Source organism: Kitasatospora sp. NPDC058478 (assembly GCF_042720345.1).
Classification (GTDB): Bacteria; Actinomycetota; Actinomycetes; order Streptomycetales; family Streptomycetaceae; genus Kitasatospora.
The window spans coordinates 21,067-44,015 of the sequence record NZ_JBHXML010000050.1 but is presented as its reverse complement, the minus strand read 5'-3'; the positions used below and the strand labels follow the sequence as shown (position 1 = coordinate 44,015).

Genomic DNA, 22,949 nt, shown 5'->3' with positions numbered 1-22,949 from the left:
TGTCCATTGGACACGAACGGGCCTATCGAAAACGTATCGGTTAGTGCAGACGTCCTGGTAACACCGCATTTCCTCCCATGGTGTGGCCGCCGGGTTTCCCCGTCGCGGCGAGATGACGAGCGCCGGGAGGCAGCGATGGACGGGACGACGCGCCAGGAGGCGACGCGGTGGCGGACGGCGGGAGGTGGCCGGCGGGCGGTGGCCGTGGGCACCGGGGCGGTGGTGGTGCTGGCGCTGGCCGGCGCCTGCGCGGCCGCCGATCCGCCGGCGACCGAGGCGGCGCTGCGGACCCTGGCGGCCACCGTCGCGCCGTTCTCCTCCTCCCTCGCTCCGGGCTCCGGCTCCTCGGTGGGGGCGGACGGCGACATTCCCGACGGCACGACGCTGACCCCGTTCGACACCGGGGCCCCGGCGGTGGGCAACCTGGACGGGCCGCTGCTGGAAGCCGTCCAGCAGGCCGCCCGGGACGCGCGCGCCCAGGGCATCGAGATGACCGTCACCTCGGGCTGGCGCAGCAAGGAGTACCAGCAGCGGCTGCTCGACAAGGGGGTGGCCAGGTACGGGAGTCCGGAGCGGGCCAGGCAGTTCGTGAACACGCCGGAGAAGTCGGCACACGTCTCGGGCAAGGCGATCGACATCGGCCCGACCAATGCCGACTACTGGCTGATCCAGCACGGCGCGCGGTACGGGCTCTGCCAGGTGTACGCCAACGAGATCTGGCACTTCGAGCTGCTCACCAGCCCTGGCGGGACCTGCCCGGCCCAGTTGCCCGACGCGGCCGGGTAGGGGGCCGTTCATGATCCGATCGCAGGAGGGGCTCGCGCCGGGGGCGGGAGCGGGCCCGCAGGCGGGGGCGGGAAGCGCTCCGGCGGGTGTCTCCCGCCCGGGCGGCCGTCGATGCCGTCGGGAGCGGCAGCAACGCCCGCCGGTCGGGCGCTGGCGGCGCGGCCGCGTGGCCGCCGCCGTGGCCCTGCTGACCGCCCTCGCCCTGGCCGGTCACCGGCGGGTGCCGAGCCTGGGCGTCCACTTGGGGAGCCTGTGGGAGAGCGCCCTGCCCTGGGCCGGCGTCGTGGTGCCCGCCGTCCTGCTCGCCGCCGCGCTGCGCCGCGCGCCGGTGCCGGCGTGCGCCGCGGTGGTGCTGGCCGCGGTGTGGGCCGTCGTGCTCGGGCCGGTGCTCGCCGGCGGCGGCCCGCCGCCGGGGGGCGGTGCGGGCCCGGCCGGCGGTGCGGGCCTGACCGTGGTCACCCACAACGTGAGCGCGCAGAACCCGGACCCCGCCGGCACGGCCCGGGCGCTGCTCGCCGCCCGCCCCGACCTGGTCGCCCTGGAGGAGGTCACCGACGCCGCGCTGCCCGTCTACCAGCACGTGCTGGACGCCGAACTGCCGCACCGCACGCGGATCGGCACCGTCGCGCTGTGGAGCCGCCACCCGCTGACCGACGCACGGCGGCTGACCATCGACCCGGGCTGGAGCCGTTCGCTGCGGGCCGAAGTCCAGGCCCCCGGTGGGCCGTTGGCCGTGTACGTGGTCCATCTCGCCTCCGTCCGGCTCAACGTCACCGGCTTCGCCACCGCTCACCGCGACCGCAACCTCGCCGCGCTCGGCGCCGCGCTGGACGAGGAGCCCCTGCCCCGGGTGCTGATGCTGGGCGACCTCAACACCGCCGCCGGGGACCACGCGCTCGCCCCGGTCACCAGTCGGCTGAGCTCCGCGCAGGACAGCGCGGGCGGCGGCTTCGGGTTCACCTGGCCGGCGGTCTTCCCGCTGGCCCGGATCGATCACGTCATGACCCGGGGCCTGTCCGCGACCGCCGCCTGGACCCTGCCCGCCACCTCCAGCGACCACCTGCCCGCCGCCGCCCGGCTGACGGCGTGAGGGGCGGCAGGCGCGGGGGTGGCGGCGGGCGCGGGAGCCGGTGTCAGGCCAGGAGGTCGGACTGGAGGGTGACCACCTGGCGGAAGGCCGCGTCCGGGACGCCGTCGGGGTTGGTCATCGTGACGACGGCGACGAGGTCGGAGGCGCAGAGGTAGGCGACGCGGGCGTTCGGGGTGCCCTTGGTGCCCTTCGCCGTGCTCTCCTGGGCGTCCAGGTGGACGCCCTCGACGGTGTCCCAGGCGCTGTGGGAGGTGCTCTTCGCGCCGGGCAGGGCAGTGGGCTTGGCGTCGGAGCGCAGGGAGGAGAAGACGTTCCAGGACTCGAAGGAGGCGCCGAAGCGCAGCAGCCGGATCTGGGTGCGGGTACCGTCGGAGGCCGTCCACTCCCGGACGGTGGCCGCCCGGCAGGCGTCCTGCAGGAGCAGTGCGCGGAGCTCGGCCGGGTCCTGCTGGTCGGCGAGGATCGCGTCGCAGGTGACCCAGTCGGCCGGGGCCTGGCCGGCGGGGGCCGTGGACGGGCTCGCGCCCGCCGAGGCCGACGCCGAGGCGGAGGCGGAGGCGGAGGCGGTGGCGGTCGGGCTCGGGGTCGCGCTCGCCGACGGGGTGCCGGTGGCCGAGGCGGTGGGAACCGGGTAGAGCGCCGGGGTGAGGCTGCCGCCGGCCTCCTTGGGGGCGGGCAGCAGCAGGTAGCGCAGGTCCGCGGCGTGCAGGGCGTTCTTGCCGCCCGTACGGTCCGGCGCGCTGCTGCCCGAGGGCAGCGGCGGCAGCGTCAGCGGCGGGAAGGTGTAGCGGCCGTCGCCCGGGGTGGCCAGGCCGGGCAGGTCGGTGCGCTCGGGGGCGGTGACGGCCAGCGCGGCGCCGGTGCCCGCGAGGGCGAACACCAGGGTGGCGGTGGCCCAGCGCGCGGCCGCCCTGCGGCGGGCGCTGCGCCGGGCGAGGCGGGCCTCGTGCTCCTCGGGGGTCTCCGCGGCGGGAGCGACGGGGAACTCGGCGGAGGTGCCCGCGGGAGTCTCCGTGGCGGCCTCGGCGGGGGTCTCGGCGAGGGCGGCGGGCTCGTGCGGGGTGGCGTGGTCGGTCATGCGGACGCTCCCGGGCGGGCGAGGCGGTCGAGCTGCAGGGTGAAGAGGGCGACGATCCGGTCCTTGGGCAGCGGTGCCACGCCCTCGACGTTCATGACCACCAGGAGGTCGCCCTCGGCGGCCGAGCACTCCAGGTAGTCGATCGGCGCGGACGGCGGCGCCGGCATCAGGTAGCAGTGCGCCTCGGGGTGGCCCGGGATCTCCGGGCCGATCCGGAACAGGCCGGTGTCGCCGGTGAAGACCGCGGTGTACTCGTTGAGCTTCTGCACTTCCTGCTGGTTGAACTGGCGCAGCTTCAGGCCGACCACCAGGTCGTCCTCGGTGGTCCGGTACGTGCGCACGCCGGTGGCCTTGACGTGCAGGCCCTCCCAGTAGGAGCGGAGCTTGTCGCGCTTGTCCTTGGGGATCTGCTGGAGTTCGTCGTCCAGTTCGGCGGACAGGAACTCGGCGCCGAGTTCGGTGTCGTTGCCGTAGCCGCCCTCGTCCGGGCCGGGTTCGTAGCCGGCCGGGACGGGCAGCAGCAGGTCGCGCAGCGAACCGAAGTGGTTGCCGTTGGACTTGGCGCCGAACGGCGTGGCGGTCGCGGTCGGGACGGGCGCGGCGGACGGCCCGGCGGCGACGGCCGGGGCGGGGTCGTCGTACTGGGTCTTGATGATGCCGACGCCGATGGCCACCCCGGCCAGCGCCGCTGCGGCCGTCGCGGCGCCCGCGCGCAGCAGGCGGCGGGAGGCGGGGCGCGGGGCGGCGGGCTCGGCGGCGAACTGCTGCTCGGCGACGGGCTGTTCGGCGGCGGCCGGGGCCGCCTCGGGGGCGGTCGGCGCCGGCGTGGCGGCCGGGGTCCCGGTCATGCTGTTGTCGGTCATACCAGCCGCTCCCATTGCTGCTTGGCGAGGTCCTTCACGACGTCGGGGTTCACCGGCTTGGGGTCGAAGACCTCGACCACCATCGCCACCGTGCCGCGTTGGGCTACGGCCTGGCCGTAGTAGTACCGATCGGCGCTGTCGGCCCAGTACCTGGGTGTCTCGTCCACCCGGTAGCCGCCGTTGGCGCCGTCGGCGAACGGCTTCAGGTTGCGGGTGGTGCCGACGGCGTGCGTGGCGGCTTCGTCGGCGCGGTCCGGCGCGTACTGGACCAGCGACACGCGGTACCTGGTGTCGCCCTTCTTCCAGTCCACCTCGGCCGCGCGCCGGAAGCCCCGGGAGTTCAGGTCCTTGAAGTCGCGGACCGCGCTGTCGCTGTGCTCGGCGAGCTCGCCGACCGACACCCAGCTCGGCTTGTCCGGGAATTCTCCCCAGGCGGCGCTGCCGTCCGGGGCACCGATCAGCAGTTTGAGCAGGTCGCCGTCGATGGCCAGCGGTTTGGGCTGCTGGGCGGCGAAGGCGGTCGGGTCGACCGCCGCGGCCGGGTAGGACGGGCGCGCGACCTGGATCGGCGGCAGCGGCGTCGGCGGGCGCTGGGCCTGGACGGCGTAGCCGACGCCGCCGCCCACCAGGGTGCCCAGCACCAGTCCGGACACCGCCAGCAGCACCGGGCGCGGGCGGCGCGGGGCGCGGGGCGCCCGCTCGGGGGCGGCCGACAGGAGATCGGGGGCCGGCGCGTCGAACAAAAACGCCTCGGCGGTGGACGGTGGTTCGGCGGTGAACTGCGGTTCGGTGAAAGGCGTCTCGGTGGGCATGGCGGCGGGCCGCGGCGGGGCGGCGGGCGCCGGCGCGGTGCCGGGCGGGGGCAGCGCGGGTTCGGTGGTCACGGGGTGGCTCCAGAGGAGGGTGGGGAGGACGGCGTCGGGGCGGGCGGCGGCGCGGGTTCAGCCGCGTTCAGCTGCGTTCAGCCGCCGGAGGCGAGCCACTCGCGCTGGCGCTTCATCAGCCCGCTCAGCAGCGCCTTGTCCGGTGTCCCCTTCACCTCGACGTCGATCGTGTACTGGACGTCGCCCTGGCTGGAGATGCCGGTCATCGAGCCGGTGTACGCCTGCTGCTTGGGCTTGTGCAGGTAGCCGTGGGCGTTCGGGTCGCCGTCGATGTCGATCGGGTCCTGCGACTTGAGGGTGTATCCCTGGACGAACTCGCGCGCCATCGAGGTGGAGCCGAAGCGCAGCAGGGTGACGGTGACCTCGGCCTTGCCGTCGGCCGTCCGGTACATCCGGGTGGCGCCCGACTGGTAGCCGTACGAGCCGAGGATGTCCATGATGCCGTCCTGCTTGCCGAACAGGTCGGTGACGTCGTCGTTGGTCATGGTCATCCCGTCCGCGGGCCCGTACGACTCGCCGCCGTCCGGGATCGGGAGCAGGAAGTAGCGCAGGTCGCCCTCGTGCTTGCCGCCGTTGACGGTCCCCTTGACGGTGCTGGCCGGTTTGGGGGTGGTCGGGGCGGCGGTGGGCGTCGGCACCGGTACCGGGGTGGCGGAGGGCGTCGGGCTCGGGCTGGCGGTGGTGGTGGTGGTGGCCGGCGCGGGTGCGGCGGCGGCCACCGGGCGGGCGTCCGGCCTGCCGACGGCGACGGTCACCGCGGCGCTGGTCGCCGTGACGGCGAGCAGGCCGGCGGTGGCCAGTACGACGCCGACGGCGCGCGGCAGCCGGCGCGCGGCCGGTTCGGGTGCGACGGCGTGCTGCGGCGCAACGCCGGGCTGCTCCGCAACGGCGGCGTGCTCCGGTACGGCGGGGTGCTGCGGCGCAGCGGGGTGCTGCGGTACGGCGGCCGGTTGCGGCGCAGCGTCGGGCTGCTCCGGAACGGCGGCTGTTTCGTTTTCGGGCGCGGACAAGGAACTCCCCCGGGAGAATGTGGGATCTCGCGCGCGGACTCCCTCGCAAACCGCTCCCCCGGCGGTTCTCCGGACCGTCCATCACGCGTCTCAGCAGGCATTATGAGAGACCGTTCGCACCGCTGCCAACAAAGTTAATCGCCGCACTCCGGTCCAATACTCGATGAATCGGACACGTCGTGATGTAACCGCAACAGGCGATCCGGGCACGGTACCGCGGTACCGCGCCCCTTCCGATGATCGGTCCGGGGTACCACGGATCGCGCCGGCGCCGCACCTAGCGTGGAGTGTGAGGGAGGCCGGGACGGTCCGGCCCCGGAGCGTAGGGGTGAGCGATGATCGAGGCGCACCAGCTGACGAAGCGGTACGGGGAGAAGACCGCCGTCGACCGGCTCGACTTCACGGTCAAGCCCGGCACGGTCACCGGCTTCCTCGGGCCCAACGGCGCCGGGAAGTCCACCACCATGCGGATGATCGTCGGACTGGACGCGCCCACCAGCGGCTCGGTGCGCGTCAACGGGCGCCGTTACGCCGCGCACGCGGCGCCCTTGCAGGAGGTCGGGGCGCTGCTGGAGGCCAAGTCGATCCACCCGGGGCGCTCCGCGTTCAACCACCTCATGGCCCAGGCGCACACCCACGGCATCCCGCGCTCGCGGGTGGAGGAGGTCGTCGAGCTGACCGGGCTGCAGTCGGTGGCCAGGAAGCGTGCCGGGGCGTTCTCGCTGGGCATGGGCCAGCGGCTGGGGATCGCGGCGGCGCTGCTGGGCGACCCGGCGACGGTGATGCTGGACGAGCCGGTCAACGGCCTCGACCCGGAGGGCGTGCTGTGGATCCGCAACCTCCTCACCTCGCTGGCCGCCGAAGGCCGTACCGTCTTCGTGTCCTCGCACCTGATGAGTGAGGTCGCGCTGGTCGCCGACCACCTGATCATCGTCGGGCGGGGCCGGCTGCTGGCCGACACCACCGTGCAGGACCTGGTCCGCCAGGCCGGCGGCGACGTGGTGAAGGTGGCCAGCGCCGATCCGGCCCGGCTGCGCACGGCGCTGGCCGGGCCCGGGGTGGAGGTCACCGGCCGTTCCGGTTCGGAGGAGCTCCTCGTCACCGGCCTGGCCGCGCGGGAGATCGGCCTGCGGGCCGCCGAGCAGGGCATCGCCCTGTTCGAGCTCACCACCCGCACGGTCTCCCTGGAGGAGGCGTTCATGGAGCTGACCAGGGACGCCGTGGAGTACCACGGCACCACCACCGCGACCGGGCCCGCCGCCAGTGCGGGTGCCGGCGCCGAGTCCCCGAGGAGCGCGGCATGAGCACCATCGCACCGAGCCAGACGTCCGCGGCCGCCGACCGGCGGCCCGCGCGCCCCGCCTACCGGGTGACGCCCGTGCGCGTGCTGCGCTCGGAGTGGGCCAAGCTGTGGTCGCTGCGCTCGACCTGGATCACGCTGGGCCTGGGCCTGCTGTTCCTGGTCGCGTTCGGGCTGATCGCCGCGTTCCAGTTCAAGTCGAGGATCACCTCGGGGCGCCCGATGGACCGGGGGGACTTCGCCGACGCCAGTGCCCTGAGCCTGTCGCTGTTCGGCACCAACTTCGCGCAGCTGGCGTTCGGCGTCCTGGGCGTGCTGGTCGCCGCGGGCGAGTACTCCACCGGCATGATCCGCTCCACCCTGGCCGCGGTGCCGCGCCGGCTGCCGGTGCTGTGGTCCAAGGCGGCGGTGTACGGCGTGGTGGTGCTGCTGCTGGGCACCGTCGGGGTGTTCGTCGCCTTCGCGGCCGACAGCGGCATCCTCTCCGGCACCCGCGCGGCGATGACGTTCTCCGACGCCGGCGTCCTGCGCGGCCTGCTGGGGGCCGGGCTCTACCTCGCCCTGGTGGGCGTGATCGGCGTCGCGCTGGGCGCGCTGCTGCGGTCGGTGGCGGGCGGCATCTCGGTGCTGGTGGCCTCGCTGATGCTGGTCCCCGGCCTGATCTCGCTGCTGCCCTCGTCCTGGCAGGACCACATCAGCCCCTACCTGCCCAGCAACGCGGGCCAGGCGTTGTTCGCCCTGCACCACGACGCGACCACGCTGTCGCCCGCCGCGGGGCTGGCGGTGTTCCTGCTGTGGACGGTGCTCGCCCTGGCGGGCGCGGCCGTGCGGCTGGTGCGCAGCGACGCCTGAGGACTGGGAGACTGCGTGGACGTCCCGGTGCGGTGCCCGTTCGAGTCGGGTGCCGCACCGGGCGCGTTTCGTTTCCGTTTCCGTTTCCGTTTCCGTTTTCGTGTCCGTTTTCGTGTCCGTTCCGGGATGAGGCTGGACGAAGGTGACGACCGTTGCGGATGAGCTGGACGAAGGTGACGCCGTGAGCGAGCACGACACCGCCGCGGGGGCGGGGGGCGACCCGCTGTCGGGGCACCCGGTGTTCGCGCGCCTGGCCCGGCTGGGGCAGCGGGCGCGGCAGGCGGACCGCGACCACCCGTGGGTGCTGGACACCGCGGTGGTGGCCGCGGTCTTCCTGCTGTTCTGCCTGCCGGACCTGCTGCCCTTCCACGACGGCGGGGAGCGGGCGCGCGAGCACCGGATCGTCTTCGCCCGCCCGCCGCTGGCGGCGATGCTGGCCTTGCAGGCGGGGCTGCTGCTGCCGCTGCTGTGGCGCCGGCGGCGACCGGCGGCGGCGTTCTCGGCGGTCGCGGCGGTGTTCGTCCTGCAGTGGTCACTTGGGGTGGCGCTGCGCGCGGACGTCGCGCTGCTCGTCGCCCTCTACAGCCTGGCCCTGCACGGGAGCCTGCGGCACCTGGCATGGGCGTGCACGGCGATGGCCGGCGCGTCGGCGCTGGTCGCGGTGGAGCTGTCCGGCGGGCTGCCGGTCGGGGACGCGCTGTTCTTCCTGTTCAGCGCGGCGACGGCGGCGGTGGCCGTCGGCATCGCGGTGCGCATCCGCCGGGCCCAGCTCGCCGGGCTGCGCGAGCGGGCGGCGCGGCTGGAGGTCGAGCGCGACCAGCGCAGCCGGCTGGCCACCGCCACCGAGCGCACCCGGGTGGCCCGGGAGATGCACGACATCATCGGCCACAACCTGTCCGTGATCATCACCCTGGCGGACGGCGGCGCGTACGCGACCGAGGCCTCCCCCGAGCGGGGCCGGGAGGCGCTGCTGCTGATCGGGGAGACCAGCCGCCAGGCGCTGGGCGAGCTGCGGCGCATGCTCGGCGTCCTGCGCGACCAGGGCGGCGAGCAGGGCCCCGAGTTCACGCCGCAGCCGGGCATCGCCGACCTCGACGAGCTGTGCGCGCGCATCCGGGCCGCCGGGCCGCAGGTCGTGTACACCGCGCGCGGCGAGGTGGGGCGGCTGGACCGCGGGGTGCAGCTGATGGCGTACCGCATCGTCCAGGAGGCGCTCACCAACACCCTCAAGCACGCCGGGCCCGACACCCGGGCGCACGTGACGCTGGCCGCCGAGGGCGGCCGGCTGCGGGTGCGGGTGCGGGACGGCGGTCCGCCCGGCGGTCCACCCGGCGGTCCACCCGGCGGGGCGGCGCGGGGCGGCACGGCGGGCGAGGAGGGGCACGGTCTCACGGGCATGCGCGAACGCGCGGCCCTGTACGGGGGCACCGTCACCGCCGGGCCCGGGCCCGGGGCAGGATGGACCGTGGAGGCCGTCCTCGACCTCACCCCCGACGGGCCCGACGGACCCGACGGCCTCGGCGGACCCGGCGCCTTCACCTCCGATCCCGACCCCGACCCCGACCCGACAGGCGGCCTGACGTGACCACGGTCCTCATCGTCGACGACCAGCCGCTCCAGCGGTACGGCTTCCGGATGCTGCTGGAGAGCCAGCCCGGCACGGAGGTCGTCGGCGAGGCCGCGCACGGCGCCGAGGCCGTACGCCTGGCGGCCGACCTGCGGCCCGACGTCGTCCTGATGGACATCCGGATGCCCGGCATGGACGGCATCGAGGCCACCCGCCGCATCGTCGCCACCGGCGGGCGCTCGCGCATCCTCGTCCTGACCACCTTCGACCTCGACGAGTACGCCCACGCCGCGCTGCGCGCCGGCGCCAGCGGCTTCCTCCTCAAGGACGCCCGCCCGGAGGACCTCCTGGCCGGGATCCGCGCCGTCTCCGAGGGCGACGCCGTCGTCGCCCCCGCCATCACCCGGCGCCTCCTGGACGCCTACGCCCACCACCTGCCCGTGCGCCCGCCCGGCGCGGCCGCCGAGGACGACCCGCGGCTGAACGCCCTGACCGAGCGCGAGCGCGAGATCCTGGTCGCGGTCGGCCGGGGCTGGACCAACGGCGAGATCGCCCAGCGCCTGGTGCTCGCGGAGTCGACCGTCAAGACGCACGTCAGCCGGGTGCTGGCGAAGATCGGCGCCCGGGACCGGGTGCAGGCCGTGATCTTCGCCTACGACCGCGGCCTGAACCGGCCGAACCCGCCGGCCTGAGCCGTCCCGCTCCTGCCGCGGGGGGCGCCCCTGGCGCCGCGGTGTCAGGGGCGCTTCTTCGGGGCGGCTTCGAGGTCGGTGGCGGCGGCGGACAGGATGGCGCCGAAGACGTGGGCGATGACGGGCTTGCCGACCCGGCGGGCCAGGGCCGCGCCGACCAGGGGGACGGGGATCGCGAAGCCGGTCGCCCAGACGACCAGGGTGCCCTCGGGGACCTCCTCGAACGTCATCCGGCCGAACTCGTGCCGGGCCGGCGGGAAGCTGCGGTCGACGGTGTAGTCGAAGCCGTGCGGGGCGTTGTAGGCGGTGATCCGCTCGTTGAACCAGCCGATCAGCCAGGTGTGCAGCCGCACGGCGCCCACCCCGTAGGGCGCGCCTTCCCCGGGCCGGGCCAGGCGCGCCCTGAGCACGAACGGGGAGCGGGTGTAGTTGGTGCTCGTGGCGCACCAGTCGAACACCTCGGCGATCGGCGCCGCGACGACCCGTCGCACGGTCACGGTTTCCATGGCTCGTCCCTCTCCTGCAGCGGGGGACGCGGGTGTCGGCCGCGCCCTGTTCACCGATGAGGACCGGGCACGGCCCGAAACCGTGACATCGGGCGGGGCGGGCCCGGGTGCGACGATGCCGCTTGCCTACCGTTCGGCTCTGGGCGTGCGGGTCATGAGAGAGACAGGCTTCCCGGCGGTTTCCCGGGTGGCGGGGCGTCAGGGCGGCACGCGTACGTCAGGCGTTGCCGAACTGTCCGGAACGGACGGCGGCGACGAAGCTCGACCAGGCGTCGGCAGGGAAGACCAGCGCGGGACCGTGGGGATCCTTGGAGTCACGGACCGGGACGGTGTGGACGACGTTCGCACCGACCTCGACGCAGTTCCCTCCCTGGGTACTGTAGGAACTCTTGTGCCAGGTGGCATTGCGATCATCCATGCTCAAAACCCTTCCGCACGTTTCGAATGAACTCGATGCTCGCTGCTCGGCGCAGCGCCTCGGCCTGGAGATGATCGTACTCACCGGCCCACTCAGCCAACGTCTCCGGATCGCGTTCGAGGTAGCCGCGCCGCTGCGTCTCGCCGTACCCCACGATGGCCCTGTTCGGCATGGTCAGCAACGTAATTGGATGCCCGAACGGGCGGTTCTCGCCTGCTGTGATAGGACACACCTGCACCAGGAAACGGGGACGTGAAGCGAGTGCTTCCAGGTGCCTGAGTTGCGCCACCATGACGTCCCGACCACCGATCGGCCGCCGTAGCGCCCCCTCGTCCATCACCACCTGGACGTGCGGCGCCGGATCTCGGGCGAGGGCCTGCTGTCGGAGCAGCACCTTCTCGATTCGTTCGTCGGCCTGCTGCTGAGTTGCGACCCCCCGCAGGACAGCCGCCTCCTGAAAAACTCGGCTGTACTCGGGCGTTTGGAGCAAACTCGGAACCAGGTTGATCTCGAACAGCCTCAGGGCGATGGCCTTCGCTTCATTGCGCAGGTACTCGTCGAAGCCTTCGAACAAGACCCGCCGACCGGACGTACTCCACTCCCTGAGGAACTGCTCTCCCGACTCGAAGACTCGATCAAGTGCCGTTGAGATCTGTTGACTTGGTTTCCTTCGGCCGTGCTCGAGCGCGGAGATGTACGACGATGTACAGCCGATCAGCTCGGCAAGGTGTTCCTGAGTCCAGCCCCGCTGCTCGCGCGACGTGCGAAGCAGTACGCCGAACTCGGCGGCCGGGGATGTCGGGGGGTCAAGTTCCCGCTTGTTCAAGGCTGTTCGTCCTACCAATCTGACACCGTGGGACAAGTTGAACAGCTCCGCGGCCTAGAGGACAGTTGGCACCCCCGGTAGTCGTCGAACTACGGAACGGAGCCGCTGTCGTGGCGCTCAAAAGCACCCCCGTGTCCCCGAAGCCGCGATACCGCCCGCAGGTCGGCGAACCCGTCACGGACTTGAGGTCCGTTCCGCTCGGATCGGGTTCCCAAGCCCCCACCCCGGCCGTCCCGACCCCGGACAGGTCGAGCGACCGGGGTCGGATTGCACAACTCGGCCAACCGGCCGAGTTGTTGATCCTGTCAGCACCACCACGAAATGGAGGCGCAGTACAGATGACAACCGCACCGTGGGGTACCACCCGGATGGGGCCGTTCACGGCTACCGTCCCGGTCCCGCAGCACACGCCCGTCATCGACCCCGAGACGCAGATTGCGGTGATCGTGGACGAGCACGGGCGCACGGTCGAGTTGGGCGGGCACGGCACCAGCACGAGCGGCCTGACGCCCACCACGACCACGCCCGACGGAAAACCGGGCGGGCCGACCGACGCCGACAGCACCGAGTCCTACGACCAGGACCAGAGCAACGGCTGATGAACGACCGAAGCGGGTCGGTGCTGGTGCTGACCAACCCCCTTGACGTGACCTCGGATGCGGTACTGCGGGTGCTCGCCGAGCGCCGGGTTCCGGCGGTCCGGCTCGATCCCGGCGCCGACCTGCACACGGGTGCCTCGCTGATCGCCACGTACCGCACGGGCCAGCAGCGGGGCACCCTGCGCACGGCCAGCCGGGAGCTCGACCTCTCCGCCGTCCGGTCCGTCTGGGTGCGCCGGGCCTCACCCTACGAAGGGCCCTCCGAACTGGACGGCCAGGACCGCCGGTTCGCCGCCTCGCAATCCCTGTGGGGTGCGGGCGGCATCCTCGCCTCGCTCCCCGCCGCGCACTACGTGAACCACCCCTGGGCCAACCGTGCGGCCGAGCACAAGCCGGCACAATTGGCGGCCGCGCAGCGCTGCGGGTTCCCGGTCCCCGACACGGTGATCACGAACAGCGCGGACGAGGCACGGGAGTTCGTGGCGGCCCAGGCCGCCGGGGCGGTGTACAAGCCGTTGTGGAACATCCCCTACTCGGTCGGCGGACAGCCTCACGCCGTGTGGGTGCGCGAGGTCGATCCGGCCGACATCACCGGCGCCGTGTCCGCCTGCCCGCACCTCTTCCAGGCGAAGGTGCCGAAGCTGTTCGACGCAAGGGTGACGGCCGTCGGCAACCGCCTGTTCGGCGTCCGGATCGACAGCCCCGACCTTGACTGGCGGCGCCGTCAGGACCGGATGACGTGCACCCCGATCGGCGTACCCGAGCCGGTCGCACGTTCGGTCGCCGCCTACCTCGGAGAACTTCGTCTGGTCTACGGCGCGTTCGACTTCGCCGTGACCGCCTCGGGCGACTGGTACTTCCTTGAATGCAACCCGAACGGCCAGTGGGCATGGCAGCCGGCCGAGACCACCGAGGCGATTTCCCGCGCCCTCGCCGACCAGCTACAGAAAGGCCGTGACGCATGAGCACGCCGGCTGAACTCCGCACCGCTCTGGCCGACAGGCTCACCGAGGACGGCACGCTGACCGAACGCGAGTGGGACAGTGCGGCGAGGGCCGTTCCGCGAGAGCTCTTCGTCGGAACCTACTTCGCTCCGGTCGCCGGCAGCGTCCCGACCAGCTACCGGTCCGTCCGTCAGGGCGAGCCCGGGTGGCTGGCCGGGATCTACGACGACCAGACGCTGGTGACCCAACTCGACGGCCGCATCGGGCCCGAGGACACCGCCGGGGAGACCGTGACAGGTATCCCGTCATCGTCGTCCACCCTCCCGTCCGTCGTACTGCGCATGTGGCAGCAGCTGGGCGCCGAGGCCGGGCACCGGGTACTGGAGATCGGTACGGGCACCGGGTACTCGACCGCCCTCGGCGCGCACCGCCTCGGGGACGCCGGCCTCACCAGCATCGAGTACGACCCCGCGGTCGGCGCGGCAGCGGCGGCGGCGATCAGGACTGCGGGATTCTCCCCCCGGCTGATCATCGGTGACGGGCTGCGCGGCGACCCGGACGGCGGGCAGTACGACCGGCTCATCGCCACCTGTTCCGTCCGGTACGTCCCTCTCTCCTGGCTCCACCAGGTCAAGCCCGGCGGTCGAATCCTGGTCACCCTCTCCGGGTGGAGCTACGCGAACGCCCTCGTGCTGCTCGACGTGACCGGACCTGGCGAGGCCACTGGCCGGTTCCTGACCGGCCAAACCGGTTTCATGATCGCCCGCACGCACGACCGACCGCCCCGCCCGACGCTGGACCTCCTGCCCGGCAAGGAGCGTCCGACCCGCATCGACCCGGCGAAGCTGGACAGTTGGACGGGCGCTTGGGTGGCCCAGCTTGCCGCACCCGGGGCAATCCGCATGGGTGTGGGGGCTCAACAGATCCTCTGGGACCTGGCCACCGGATCGCAGGCCCGGACGGCGCCCGACCCCACCGGCGGGTGGACCGTGACCCAGCGCGGGCCCGTCGCCCTGTGGGACCACGTCGAGCAGACGGTTGAGACCTGGCAGGCGGCCGGTGAGCCGCACCAGGATCGCTTCGGGATCACCGTGTCGGCGGCCGGACAGCGGGTCTGGCTCGGCACCGAGGACGGGCCCGGATGGGATCTGCCCGTATAGGCCTGGCTCAGCCCCGCACCGAGCCTGTCGCACCGGACCGAAACCGTGGCTTCGGGTGGGGGCGTCCTCGGGGGTGGCGAGGGTGAACGGGGAGAGGGGGCGGGGTGGTGCGCGAGGCTTCCGTGGCGTGGGGGGCGCTGCACCGGCGGTGTGCGGTGGGTGTGGTGGCGGGGGTGGCGGTGCTGGGGGGCGCGGCCGGGCCGGTGGTGTGGGCGGGGTCGCAGGACCTGCCGGGCGATCGGCGGTGGTGGCTGGTGGTGTGCGGGGTCGCGCTGGTGGCGGCCGTCGGCGCCTCGCTGCCGCTGCTGCGTCGGGTCTCCACCACCGACTACGTCGTCTCCTGCGTGGCGCTGGTGCTGCTGCTGGTGCTCGCCCTGGGCACGGTGTTCGCGGCGGCGCAGGCCGCCTACGCCGTCCGGACCAGGCTGCACGAGCCGCCCGGCGTCACGGCCACCGTGACGGGCTGCCGGACGACGGGCCGGGAGCTGGACGACCAGAACCAGGGCCACGACGTCTACGGCTGCACGTACCACTGGAGCGCCGGCGGCCGGGAGTTCGGCGAGGAGCGGCCCACCGGGAAGCTGTATCCGGACGGCCACGAGACCAGGGTGTGGCTCGCCGGCGAGCGGATGATCACGAGCCGGCCCAGCCTGCTCGGGATCCCGCTGTGGATCGTGCTCGCCCTGGCCGGGCTGGCGGGCACGGTCCGGTTCTCGGCGTTCCTGGCCTGGAAGGCCCGCGACGTGGGCCTGAGGCAGTAGGGGGTGGCCGGAATCCGGGGTGGCGGGCGCGGCGCTCTGGCAGCATCGGGCGGATGGGGCAGTGGGAGGGGATCGGGCGGCACTTCGTCGTGGGCGCGGGGTACGCGCTGTACCGGGGGCCGTTGGCGGACAGCACGTCACACCGGCACGCCGCGTTCCAGGTCGCCGTCGCGGCGACGGGCGGCGAGGTGACGATCGTGGACGGGGCCGGGGTCCGCCACCGGGGCGCGGCGGTGGTGGTGGCGCCGATGGTGTGGCACCGGATGGCGCCGGTCCGGGGGGTGTCGGCGTTCTTCGTCGATCCGCACTGCGCGTTCGCGGACCGGCTGCGGGCGGGGTGCGGTGACGGTGTCACCGTGGCGCCCCAGTGGCGGGACCTGGTGGAGGAGGACCTGCAGCCGTCCGGGGTGCTGCCGTCGGCCGAGGTGGACGTGCGGCTGTGGGCGGCGATGGAGGCGCTGACGGACCACCGGGTCGCGCTGCCGGGGCTGGCGGCGCGGGTGGGGCTGTCGCCGCAGCGCCTGCGGGCGCTGGCGCGGCGGCAGTTGGGGGTGCCGCTGGCACGCTGGCGGATCTGGCGGCGGCTGGCCCGCGCCGCCGACGCGCTGGGCGAGGGGCGCACGCTCGCCGAGGCGGCGCTGGCGGGCGGCTTCGCGGACCAGGCGCACTTCAGCCGCCAGATGCGGGAGATGACGGGGCTGACGCCGTCGGCGGTGCTCCCGGTGCTGCGCGCCTCGGGCCCGGCGGGCGGCCCGGGCCGGGCAGGCAGTCCGGCGGGTGCCTCGGGCCGGGCGTAGCCTCGTCCGCATGTGTCTGATGGTGTGGATCGGAACCGAACAGCCCGTGCTGCCGATCCCCTGCGCCGCCGGTCCGCAGCTCGGGACCTGCTACTGCGGGGTTCGCGAGACTGCCGCCGACGCGCCCGTTCGAGCCCGCTTCACTTCACCGCACGTGACCTGCGTCGGCTCGCACGAGGGCTGCGGCTGTGGGTTCAACAGCTCCCGGTTCGAGTGGGAGGGGTTCACCGACACGGCCGACGCGATGGCGCTCGTCGACGCGATGCGGGACGAGGAGCGCGAGGAGTTCCTCGCGCAGAAGCACTCACGGGAGTTCCTGGCGGCGCTGGTGTCCGCGGCCCTTTTGCACGGGCCGGTCGACATCTACATGTGCTGGGCCGGGGACGAGGACGAACCGCCCGACCGCGTGGAGAGCATCGAGGCACGCCGGCTGACGGAGTGCCTGACTCCGCTCCAGGAGCGGGTGAAGTACACGGCGCTCGGCTGAGCAGGAGGTGCGGGCCTGCCGGTGCGTCATCTCCCCCGGTCGCACGGGGAACCCGACGGGCAGGGAACCCGACGGGCAGGGAACCCGACGGGCGGCGCGGGCGCGGCCTACGCGCGGCGGGCGACGTAGAACGACAGCGAGCCGGTGAGCGTGGAGACGGTCTCGGTCTCGCGCACGCCGTGGAAGCCGGCCTCGGTGATCAGCCGGGGCAGGATGCCGTCGGCGTTGGGCTGGGTGTCCTCCTTGCCGTCCGCCAGTTGCACGATGCGGAACGCCAGGCGCATGGCGGCCGTGCGCTGGCGCCCGAAGTCGGCGATGACGAGCTTGCCGCCGGGGCGCAGCGCGGTGTGCATGGAGGCGAGGACGGCCTGTTTCATGGGGATGGGGCACTGGTGGAGGACGAGGCTGGAGACGACGGTGTCGGCTGTTTCGGCGCCCACGAGGTCGGCGACGGCGTCGCCCATGCCGATGTGCCATTCGGGGGTGACGCCGGCGGCGGCGGCCTTGCGGCGGGCCACTTCGAGGGTGGTGGGGTCGGGGTCGACGCCGATGACGCGGGCGCGTGGTTCGACGCGGCCGAGGAGGACGGCCAGGGAGCCGGTGCCGCAGCCGACGTCGAGGATCACGTCGTCGGGGCGGGGGGCCACGTGCATGGCGAGCAGGCTGCGCCACAGGCGTTCGCGGGTGAGGGAGACGATGGGGTCGTAGAGGCGTACGGGGCCGAGGCGGCCGGCGGCGGGGGTGAAGGCGCGATCGGTCATGGGGGTCAGTGTCGGTCGGGGGGTGTGGTGGCGTCTTGAACGAATCGCTCGCCGGGCGGGGCGGGTTGGGGGTTTCCGGGGCCGGTTGCGGGCCGGTTGCGGGGCTGGTTGCGGGGGTCGGGTTCCGGCCCTCCGCGGGCACATAGAAAGTCTATCGACATATGACGTTGGATGACTTATCGTGATCGTCGCGGTGGTCGGCGCGACCGGCCCGCCGCGACCACCGTTCGGCCCTGCGAGAGGACCTCCGTGCCCCGTCGTTCCCGCACGTCCACAGCACTCGGCATCAGCGCCACCGCCGTGGTGGCGCTGGCCCTGGCCGCGCCGCCCGCGCTGGCCGGGCCCGCGGCCGCCCCCGACCCGGTGCCCTCCCTGGTGGCCGGTCAGGACACCGCCGCCCCGCAGCTGGTCACCGGCCTGGCCGAGCCGGCCGTCGGCAGCCCCGCCGACGCCGCCCGCGCCCACCTCGCGGCCCACGCCGACCGCTACCACGTCGACCCCGGCGAGCTGGCCGAGGTCGGCTCCGAGAGCACCGCCGACGGCCGGCGCACCGTCAGGTTCGAGCAGCGCCACGACGGCGTGCCCGTGTTCGGCGCGCAGTACCTGGTGCACCTGACGGGCGAGGGCGCCGGGCAGCGCGTCGAGTCGGTCGGCGGCAAGTACTTCACCGGCCTGACCGTGCCGACCACCGCCACCGTCCCGGCCGCCGCCCTGCGGGACCTGGCGCTCGGCTCCGTCCAGGACCCGAAGGCCCGGGCCGCGGCCACCGCCGAGGACCACGGCCTGGTCGTCCTGCCGGACGGCGCCGGCCGGCTCGCCCAGCGCTTCACCGTGCACGCCGCCGACCCGGCGACCGGGGGGCCCGCGGCCCGCGAGGTCTTCGTGGACGCCAACGTCGGCGTGGTCGCCCTCGCCTACGACACCCGCGCCCCGCTCCCGGCGGGCGGCACCGACCAGCGCGCCGCCGCGGCCGGCCTCGAACCCGCCACCGGGACCGCGCCGGACGCCCGCGGCAACTCCGCCAAGGTGAACATCGCCCGCCTGCCGGACGGCAGTTACCAGCTCACCGACCTCACCCGGCCCGCCACCATCACCACCTACGACGCGGGCGGCCGGGACGAGATGGACCTCGGCGGCGGCATCCCCGCCGACCTCCCCCCGGCCCACTCCCCCGGCCCGGACTTCCCGGCCTCCGCCGGCACCAGCGGCGCCACCGACGCCAGCGTCAACGCCGGTATCGTGTACGACTTCTACCACGACCGGTTCGGCCGCAACGGCCTGGACGGCAAGGGCGGCGCGATCACCTCCGTCGTCAACGTGTCCCAGGACGGCGCCCCCTACGCCAACGCGTACTGGGACGGGAAGAAGATGGTCTACGGCAGCGGGGGCCCCAACTACTACCCGTTCTCCGCCGCCCTCGACATCGCCGGGCACGAGATGACCCACGGCGTCATATCGAACACCGCCGACCTGGTCGGCATGGGCCAGGCCGGCGCGATGAACGAGGGGCTCGCCGACTACTTCGGCAACGCCATCGAGGTCACCGCCCGCGGCATGTCCATGAACGACCCGGCGGCGGCGCTGCTCGGCGAGAGCAAGTGCCGCACCGGCACCCCGCAGGCCTGCGCGGACCGGCGGATGGACGACCACCGCACCACCGTGGACGACTACCTCGGCGGCACGGTCGACAACGGCGGACAGCACCTCAACGCCACCATCTTCAGCGGCGCCCTGTGGGACATCCGGCGCACCCTCGACCCGCTCACCGCCGACCGGGTGGTCTACCGGGCGCTCACCGCCTACCTCACCCCGCTCGACGACTTCGTGGCCGGGCGCAACGCGGCACTGGCGGCCGGCCGCGACCTCGGCCTCAGCCACGCCCAACTGCGCACCGTGGCAGCCGCGTTCGACGCGCACGGGATCAAGGCCGGCTGGGAGAGCCGGATCGGCATGGACAGCCGCACGCTGGCACGCAACCTCTCCTACTCGATGGCGCCCCCGGCCGCCGGCGGCGGGCACTGGGTGGCGATGGCCCCCGCCCCCGACCCGGTCAAGGGCACGGGCGGCACCCTGCCCGGCACCACCGCGCTGTACACCGGCTCCACCACCGGGCGCGGCGCCCCCGTCCGACTCAGCCCCGACGACGGCCGCTACCACAGCTGGCCCTCCACCGACGGCACCAACGCCGTGTGGAAGGCCATCGGCACCACCGCCAAGGACCACAGCCGGGAGCTGCTGACCGCACCGCTGTCCGGCGCCGGCCCGGTCCGCAGCCTGTTCCTCGCCGACGGGAAGGAGCCCGGCAACCCGCAGGTCTCCGGCGGCGACATCGCCTTCACCGTGCACGACTTCGCCACCGGCCGCACCAGCCTGTGGCTGTCCCACGACGGGGCCCCCGCGGTCGAACTGCCGCTGGCCGACGGGCACCACCCGGACGACCTCACCCTCAAGGACGGCTACCTCGCCTGGACCGAGTCCTGGCAGGACGGGAAGCAGTACGTCACCGCGCCGACCGTCTACTCGATCGCCGCCGGCAAGGTCACCGCGCAGTACACCGCGCACGCCGCCCCCGGCGCCGCCGCGACCACCGCCTCCTCCGCCCGGCTCGCCGGCGGCCGGCTGCTGTGGCTGGACACCCCGGCCGGCGCGGCCGCCCGCGCCTCCATCCGCTCCGGCGCCCTGGACGGCTCCGGCGTGAACGAGGTGCTGGCCGCCGACTCGCCGAACGCCCCGACGCTCGGCAGCGACCTCACCGCCTCCGACCAGGCCGTCACCTACAAGGTCCAGAGCACCAAGCCCGCCGGCGGCTGGACCAACGCCGCGCTGCCCAAGCTCTGGCAGCTCCCGACCGGCGGCGGCACCCCGCAGCGCCTCTCCTGCGACCGGGGCGGCCAGGACCAGCCCGCCGCCGACCAGGGCACCCGGGTGGTCTGGCTGGACTCCACCCCCGGCCGCACCGACCTGGTCGTGCGCGACCGCGCGGCGGGCACCTGCTGACCACCTTTCCCTGACCCCCACCCCCCAGGGGTCCGGCCCGGCGCGGACGGCTCACAGCCAGCCGCGCCGGGCCGCCTGCACGCCCGCCTGGAAACGCGTGGTGGCCCCCAGCTGGGCCAGCAGCGCCGAGACCCGGCGCACTACCGTGCGCCGCCCCAGCCCCAGCCGCCGGGCGATGGCGTCGTCCGTGGCACCACTGGCCATCAGGGTCAGGATGCGGCGGTCCCGCTCACCGATCTGCAGGTCGACGGCGGACACCGACGCCGGGACGGCCAGCCGCCAGAGCGTCTCGAACACCGCGGCCAGCGCCCGCAGCAGGCCCGAGGGCCGGATCAGCAGCGAGACGACGCCCGGGCGCCCGTCGGCCGCCAGCGTGACGATCGCCAGGTCGTCGTCGCCCAGGGCCAGCTTGAGCGGCGGCTCGTCCAGCGTGCGGGCCTGCTCCCCCGCCTCGACCATGCGCGCCATGTTGGGGCCCGCGACCGGGTCGTCGAAGGCGCAGCCGTGGTAGATCGAGCGGTAGACGACCCCGGCGGCCATCCGCTGGCGCTGCAGCACCTCCTGGTCGAGGTAGTAGGCCGAACTGCCGGAGTAGGGCGGCACGTCGATGACCCGCACCTGGTGGCGGGCGGCGAGCTGGAGGCGCCGGCTGGCCGCCAGCACCTGGGCGGCGTCCTCGACCACCTCCAGGGCTCCGTAGGTGCCGGCGTCGCGCCGGGCGAAGCGGTAGAGGCGCTCCAGTTCCGCCCCGGCCCGGCGCGCCGTGGCCTGCCGGACGGCGTCGCTCTGCAGCACCGCCTCGACCACCCGGCCGGGCGGCAGCGCCTCCCAGGCGCGGTCGCGGTCGCGGTGGCCGTCGCCGCGCGGGCCGTCGTCGCAATGGCCGCCGACGGGCGGGCCGCCGCCGTTGCAGGCCACGACGATGCCCTCGTCGGCGAGTTCCCTGAGCACGGCCAGGACGGCGCCCTCGCCGAGGCCGACCCCGGCCGCCAGCTCCGCCGCCCGCGCCTGCGGACGGCCGACCAGGCAGCGGTAGACCCGGCCGCGTTCGGAGTCGGGATCCAGCACGTCGTGCACGACGTCCCCCGTCATCGTGTCGGTGTATCGGTGTATCGGTGTGTCGGTGTGTCGGCGTATCGGTGTGTCCGTGTGCCGTTGTGTCGGCCCGTCCGCTCATCGGTTTGTCGGCTTGTCTTTGTGCCGGTGTCGCCCGGACGGGCCGTCGGAGGCTACCCACGCCGGTGGCGCACATGCGCCAGTGGCCCAGGTGCGCCGCAGGGCGCTCTGGCGGACCGCGAGGTGATCTCGCAAGAGTTGTCGGTGTTCAGACAGTTCCACCGGTTCCCCCCGGGACCGGCGGCACCCTCACGGCCAAGGACGACCGATGACACCAGCCCAGCCCGCCCGGCGCCCGCCCGTACGGCTCCTGCGCGCCCGGCTCCGGCACGCCAAGGCGGCCGTCGCCGCCCTGGCCGCCTGCCTCCTGCTGCTGGGCGTGCCCGCCGCGCACGCCGAGGCCCCCGCCCCGCCGCCGATGAAGGACGGCTTCGGGCTCACCCAGGTCGGTGCCGCCACCGGCAGCGCCACCAACTTCGTGCTCACCGTCACCACACCCCAGGTCGCCGGGGAGCACACCATCCGGATCCTGCTGCCCGCCGACTACGCGGCCAGCCCGGCCAAGCGCTACCCGGTCCTGTACTTCCTGCACGGCGCCTCGGACAACCCGAGCGACCCGGCCCTGGCCTACCCCGCCCTCACCGCCGCGCAGTCGATGATCACCGTCATCCCGGACGGCGGCCTGCGCGGCTGGTACACCGACTGGCTCGACCAGAACACCGCCGCCGGGGCGCAGAACTGGGAGACCTTCCACCTCGACCAGGTGGTCCCGTTCATCGACGCCAACCTGCGCACCCTGACGGGCCGTAAGAGCCGGGCCGTCGGCGGCCTGTCGATGGGCGGCTTCGGCGCGCTGCACTACGCGCAGGACCGGCCCCAGCTGTTCGGCCAGGTCCTCACCATGTCCGGCGCGAACGACCTCTCCGTGAACGAGATGATCATCCGCGGGGCCGTGGTCGCCACCCTGACCAACGCCGGCACCGTGCTGTGCGGGCCCAGCGACGGGAAGCCCTGCGGCCTCGACTTCGGCCCCACGGTCTCCAGCGACGCGATCTTCGGCTCGCCGTACCCGGTGTTCAACGCCGACTGGCGCTGGAACGCCGCGGACCCGGTCTCCCGCCTGGGCGCGCTCACCGACACCGGCATCGCGGTCTACACCGGCAACGGCAACGGCAGCGCCTCCGACATGGAGTTCTGGGCCGAGGGCACCGCCAAGCGCCTCAAGGACCGCCTGGACGCCCTCGGTTACCGCTACCACTACGTCGACTACGGCAACGGCGCCGGCTGGGGCACCGCCTGCAACGGCGGCCACAGCGCGGGCTGCTGGGCACAGGACCTCGTGGACTACGTCCCGCGCCTGGAAGCGGCCTTCGCCGCCGCCTGACCGGCCCGCCCTCCCCTTCTTTCCGACTCCTCTCCCCTCTCCCTCTCCCCTCTCCCTCTCCCTGTTCCCGA

The 22,949-nt window shown here is 73.9% G+C and carries 23 protein-coding genes; 14 read left to right on the top strand and 9 right to left on the bottom strand.

Annotated features, from left to right (window positions below):
- Window positions 1–135: 135 nt before the first annotated feature.
- Together ACFWPT_RS26205 and ACFWPT_RS26200 are read left to right on the top strand one after the other, a co-directional pair.
- Window positions 136–786 (top strand): M15 family metallopeptidase, encoded by a 651-nt coding sequence (locus ACFWPT_RS26205; protein ID WP_380484656.1) that lies wholly within the window; start codon window positions 136–138, stop codon window positions 784–786.
- Between the two features lie 166 nt (window positions 787–952).
- The gene (locus ACFWPT_RS26200; protein WP_380484654.1) at window positions 953–1,876 is read left to right on the top strand and encodes an endonuclease/exonuclease/phosphatase family protein; all 924 of its coding nucleotides are present in this window, start codon (window positions 953–955) and stop codon (window positions 1,874–1,876) included.
- 43 nt (window positions 1,877–1,919) lie between these two features.
- On the opposite strand, the gene ACFWPT_RS26195 is transcribed toward ACFWPT_RS26200, so the two are convergent.
- From ACFWPT_RS26195 to ACFWPT_RS26180, 4 genes are all read right to left on the bottom strand, one after another.
- Window positions 1,920–2,954 (bottom strand): hypothetical protein, encoded by a 1,035-nt coding sequence (locus ACFWPT_RS26195; protein ID WP_380484652.1) that lies wholly within the window; start codon window positions 2,952–2,954, stop codon window positions 1,920–1,922.
- Window positions 2,951–3,817, bottom strand: coding sequence for a hypothetical protein (locus ACFWPT_RS26190; RefSeq protein WP_380484649.1), 867 nt, complete (start codon window positions 3,815–3,817; stop codon window positions 2,951–2,953). The genes ACFWPT_RS26195 and ACFWPT_RS26190 overlap by 4 nt, the downstream gene beginning before the upstream one ends.
- The gene (locus ACFWPT_RS26185) at window positions 3,814–4,701 is read right to left on the bottom strand and encodes a hypothetical protein (RefSeq protein WP_380484647.1); all 888 of its coding nucleotides are present in this window, start codon (window positions 4,699–4,701) and stop codon (window positions 3,814–3,816) included. Before ACFWPT_RS26185 ends, ACFWPT_RS26190 begins: the two co-directional genes overlap by 4 nt.
- 77 nt (window positions 4,702–4,778) lie before the next feature.
- Window positions 4,779–5,711 (bottom strand): hypothetical protein, encoded by a 933-nt coding sequence (locus ACFWPT_RS26180; protein WP_380484645.1) that lies wholly within the window; start codon window positions 5,709–5,711, stop codon window positions 4,779–4,781.
- Window positions 5,712–6,046: 335 nt separating this feature from the next.
- On the opposite strand from ACFWPT_RS26180, the gene ACFWPT_RS26175 reads away from it, so the two are divergent.
- The 4 genes from ACFWPT_RS26175 (at window position 6,047) to ACFWPT_RS26160 (ending at window position 10,122) form a co-directional block, all read left to right on the top strand.
- On the top strand, window positions 6,047–7,015 hold the full coding sequence (locus ACFWPT_RS26175; protein ID WP_063352845.1) for an ATP-binding cassette domain-containing protein: 969 nt from the start codon (window positions 6,047–6,049) through the stop codon (window positions 7,013–7,015).
- Window positions 7,012–7,863 (top strand): ABC transporter permease, encoded by an 852-nt coding sequence (locus tag ACFWPT_RS26170; RefSeq protein WP_380375581.1) that lies wholly within the window; start codon window positions 7,012–7,014, stop codon window positions 7,861–7,863. Before ACFWPT_RS26175 ends, ACFWPT_RS26170 begins: the two co-directional genes overlap by 4 nt.
- 181 nt (window positions 7,864–8,044) lie before the next feature.
- Window positions 8,045–9,448, top strand: coding sequence for a sensor histidine kinase (locus ACFWPT_RS26165; RefSeq protein WP_380484642.1), 1,404 nt, complete (start codon window positions 8,045–8,047; stop codon window positions 9,446–9,448).
- Complete coding sequence (locus ACFWPT_RS26160) at window positions 9,445–10,122, top strand: response regulator transcription factor (RefSeq protein ID WP_063352848.1); 678 nt, start codon at window positions 9,445–9,447, stop codon at window positions 10,120–10,122. Before ACFWPT_RS26165 ends, ACFWPT_RS26160 begins: the two co-directional genes overlap by 4 nt.
- A gap of 44 nt (window positions 10,123–10,166) precedes the next feature.
- Here ACFWPT_RS26160 and ACFWPT_RS26155 read toward each other — a convergent pair whose 3' ends face one another.
- The 3 genes from ACFWPT_RS26155 to ACFWPT_RS26145 form a co-directional block, all read right to left on the bottom strand.
- Entirely contained in the window at window positions 10,167–10,628 is a 462-nt protein-coding gene (locus ACFWPT_RS26155; RefSeq protein WP_380484640.1) for an SRPBCC family protein, read from the bottom strand.
- 217 nt (window positions 10,629–10,845) lie between these two features.
- Window positions 10,846–11,046 carry a DUF397 domain-containing protein gene (locus ACFWPT_RS26150; RefSeq protein ID WP_380484637.1) on the bottom strand — a complete coding sequence of 67 codons (201 nt, stop codon included), beginning with the start codon at window positions 11,044–11,046 and terminating at the stop codon, window positions 10,846–10,848.
- The gene (locus ACFWPT_RS26145) at window positions 11,039–11,872 is read right to left on the bottom strand and encodes a Scr1 family TA system antitoxin-like transcriptional regulator (protein ID WP_380484635.1); all 834 of its coding nucleotides are present in this window, start codon (window positions 11,870–11,872) and stop codon (window positions 11,039–11,041) included. Before ACFWPT_RS26145 ends, ACFWPT_RS26150 begins: the two co-directional genes overlap by 8 nt.
- A 338-nt stretch (window positions 11,873–12,210) precedes the next feature.
- On the opposite strand from ACFWPT_RS26145, the gene tgmA reads away from it, so the two are divergent.
- The 6 genes from tgmA (at window position 12,211) to ACFWPT_RS26115 (ending at window position 16,620) form a co-directional block, all read left to right on the top strand.
- Window positions 12,211–12,471: a putative ATP-grasp-modified RiPP gene (gene tgmA / locus ACFWPT_RS26140; protein WP_380344565.1), complete on the top strand. Its 261-nt coding sequence runs from the start codon at window positions 12,211–12,213 to the stop codon at window positions 12,469–12,471.
- Window positions 12,471–13,436 carry an ATP-grasp ribosomal peptide maturase gene (tgmB, locus tag ACFWPT_RS26135; RefSeq protein ID WP_380484632.1) on the top strand — a complete coding sequence of 322 codons (966 nt, stop codon included), beginning with the start codon at window positions 12,471–12,473 and terminating at the stop codon, window positions 13,434–13,436. Before tgmA ends, tgmB begins: the two co-directional genes overlap by 1 nt.
- Window positions 13,433–14,575 carry an ATP-grasp peptide maturase system methyltransferase gene (tgmC, locus tag ACFWPT_RS26130; RefSeq protein WP_380484630.1) on the top strand — a complete coding sequence of 381 codons (1,143 nt, stop codon included), beginning with the start codon at window positions 13,433–13,435 and terminating at the stop codon, window positions 14,573–14,575. Before tgmB ends, tgmC begins: the two co-directional genes overlap by 4 nt.
- Window positions 14,576–14,682: 107 nt before the next feature.
- A complete protein-coding gene (locus tag ACFWPT_RS26125) occupies window positions 14,683–15,336 on the top strand; it encodes a hypothetical protein (RefSeq protein WP_380484628.1) in 654 nt (217 codons plus the stop codon).
- A 53-nt stretch (window positions 15,337–15,389) separates the two neighbouring features.
- Window positions 15,390–16,133: a helix-turn-helix domain-containing protein gene (locus ACFWPT_RS26120; RefSeq protein ID WP_380484626.1), complete on the top strand. Its 744-nt coding sequence runs from the start codon at window positions 15,390–15,392 to the stop codon at window positions 16,131–16,133.
- Window positions 16,134–16,143: 10 nt separating this feature from the next.
- The gene (locus ACFWPT_RS26115) at window positions 16,144–16,620 is read left to right on the top strand and encodes a hypothetical protein (RefSeq protein ID WP_380344553.1); all 477 of its coding nucleotides are present in this window, start codon (window positions 16,144–16,146) and stop codon (window positions 16,618–16,620) included.
- 107 nt (window positions 16,621–16,727) lie between these two features.
- Here ACFWPT_RS26115 and ACFWPT_RS26110 read toward each other — a convergent pair whose 3' ends face one another.
- On the bottom strand, window positions 16,728–17,381 hold the full coding sequence (locus tag ACFWPT_RS26110; protein ID WP_063352855.1) for a class I SAM-dependent methyltransferase: 654 nt from the start codon (window positions 17,379–17,381) through the stop codon (window positions 16,728–16,730).
- A gap of 249 nt (window positions 17,382–17,630) precedes the next feature.
- On the opposite strand from ACFWPT_RS26110, the gene ACFWPT_RS26105 reads away from it, so the two are divergent.
- Window positions 17,631–20,378 carry a M4 family metallopeptidase gene (locus tag ACFWPT_RS26105; RefSeq protein ID WP_380484624.1) on the top strand — a complete coding sequence of 916 codons (2,748 nt, stop codon included), beginning with the start codon at window positions 17,631–17,633 and terminating at the stop codon, window positions 20,376–20,378.
- A gap of 51 nt (window positions 20,379–20,429) precedes the next feature.
- On the opposite strand, the gene ACFWPT_RS26100 is transcribed toward ACFWPT_RS26105, so the two are convergent.
- Entirely contained in the window at window positions 20,430–21,470 is a 1,041-nt protein-coding gene (locus tag ACFWPT_RS26100) for a LuxR C-terminal-related transcriptional regulator (protein WP_380484622.1), read from the bottom strand.
- A 292-nt stretch (window positions 21,471–21,762) separates the two neighbouring features.
- On the opposite strand from ACFWPT_RS26100, the gene ACFWPT_RS26095 reads away from it, so the two are divergent.
- Window positions 21,763–22,878: an alpha/beta hydrolase gene (locus ACFWPT_RS26095; protein WP_380484620.1), complete on the top strand. Its 1,116-nt coding sequence runs from the start codon at window positions 21,763–21,765 to the stop codon at window positions 22,876–22,878.
- The last annotated feature ends 71 nt before the right edge of the window (window positions 22,879–22,949 follow it).

What these genes read in the sequence shown, in the direction of transcription:
- ACFWPT_RS26205 (WP_380484656.1), top strand. Translation starts at nt 136, where the DNA reads ATGGACGGGACGACGCGCCAGGAGGCGACGCGGTGGCGGACGGCGGGA.
- ACFWPT_RS26195 (WP_380484652.1), bottom strand. Translation starts at nt 2,954, where the DNA reads ATGACCGACCACGCCACCCCGCACGAGCCCGCCGCCCTCGCCGAGACC.
- ACFWPT_RS26190 (WP_380484649.1), bottom strand. Translation starts at nt 3,817, where the DNA reads ATGACCGACAACAGCATGACCGGGACCCCGGCCGCCACGCCGGCGCCG.
- ACFWPT_RS26175 (WP_063352845.1), top strand. Translation starts at nt 6,047, where the DNA reads ATGATCGAGGCGCACCAGCTGACGAAGCGGTACGGGGAGAAGACCGCC.
- ACFWPT_RS26170 (WP_380375581.1), top strand. Translation starts at nt 7,012, where the DNA reads ATGAGCACCATCGCACCGAGCCAGACGTCCGCGGCCGCCGACCGGCGG.
- ACFWPT_RS26155 (WP_380484640.1), bottom strand. Translation starts at nt 10,628, where the DNA reads ATGGAAACCGTGACCGTGCGACGGGTCGTCGCGGCGCCGATCGCCGAG.
- ACFWPT_RS26150 (WP_380484637.1), bottom strand. Translation starts at nt 11,046, where the DNA reads ATGGATGATCGCAATGCCACCTGGCACAAGAGTTCCTACAGTACCCAG.
- tgmA (WP_380344565.1), top strand. Translation starts at nt 12,211, where the DNA reads ATGACAACCGCACCGTGGGGTACCACCCGGATGGGGCCGTTCACGGCT.
- tgmB (WP_380484632.1), top strand. Translation starts at nt 12,471, where the DNA reads ATGAACGACCGAAGCGGGTCGGTGCTGGTGCTGACCAACCCCCTTGAC.
- tgmC (WP_380484630.1), top strand. Translation starts at nt 13,433, where the DNA reads ATGAGCACGCCGGCTGAACTCCGCACCGCTCTGGCCGACAGGCTCACC.
- ACFWPT_RS26120 (WP_380484626.1), top strand. Translation starts at nt 15,390, where the DNA reads ATGGGGCAGTGGGAGGGGATCGGGCGGCACTTCGTCGTGGGCGCGGGG.
- ACFWPT_RS26115 (WP_380344553.1), top strand. Translation starts at nt 16,144, where the DNA reads ATGTGTCTGATGGTGTGGATCGGAACCGAACAGCCCGTGCTGCCGATC.
- ACFWPT_RS26110 (WP_063352855.1), bottom strand. Translation starts at nt 17,381, where the DNA reads ATGACCGATCGCGCCTTCACCCCCGCCGCCGGCCGCCTCGGCCCCGTA.
- ACFWPT_RS26100 (WP_380484622.1), bottom strand. Translation starts at nt 21,470, where the DNA reads ATGACGGGGGACGTCGTGCACGACGTGCTGGATCCCGACTCCGAACGC.
- ACFWPT_RS26095 (WP_380484620.1), top strand. Translation starts at nt 21,763, where the DNA reads ATGACACCAGCCCAGCCCGCCCGGCGCCCGCCCGTACGGCTCCTGCGC.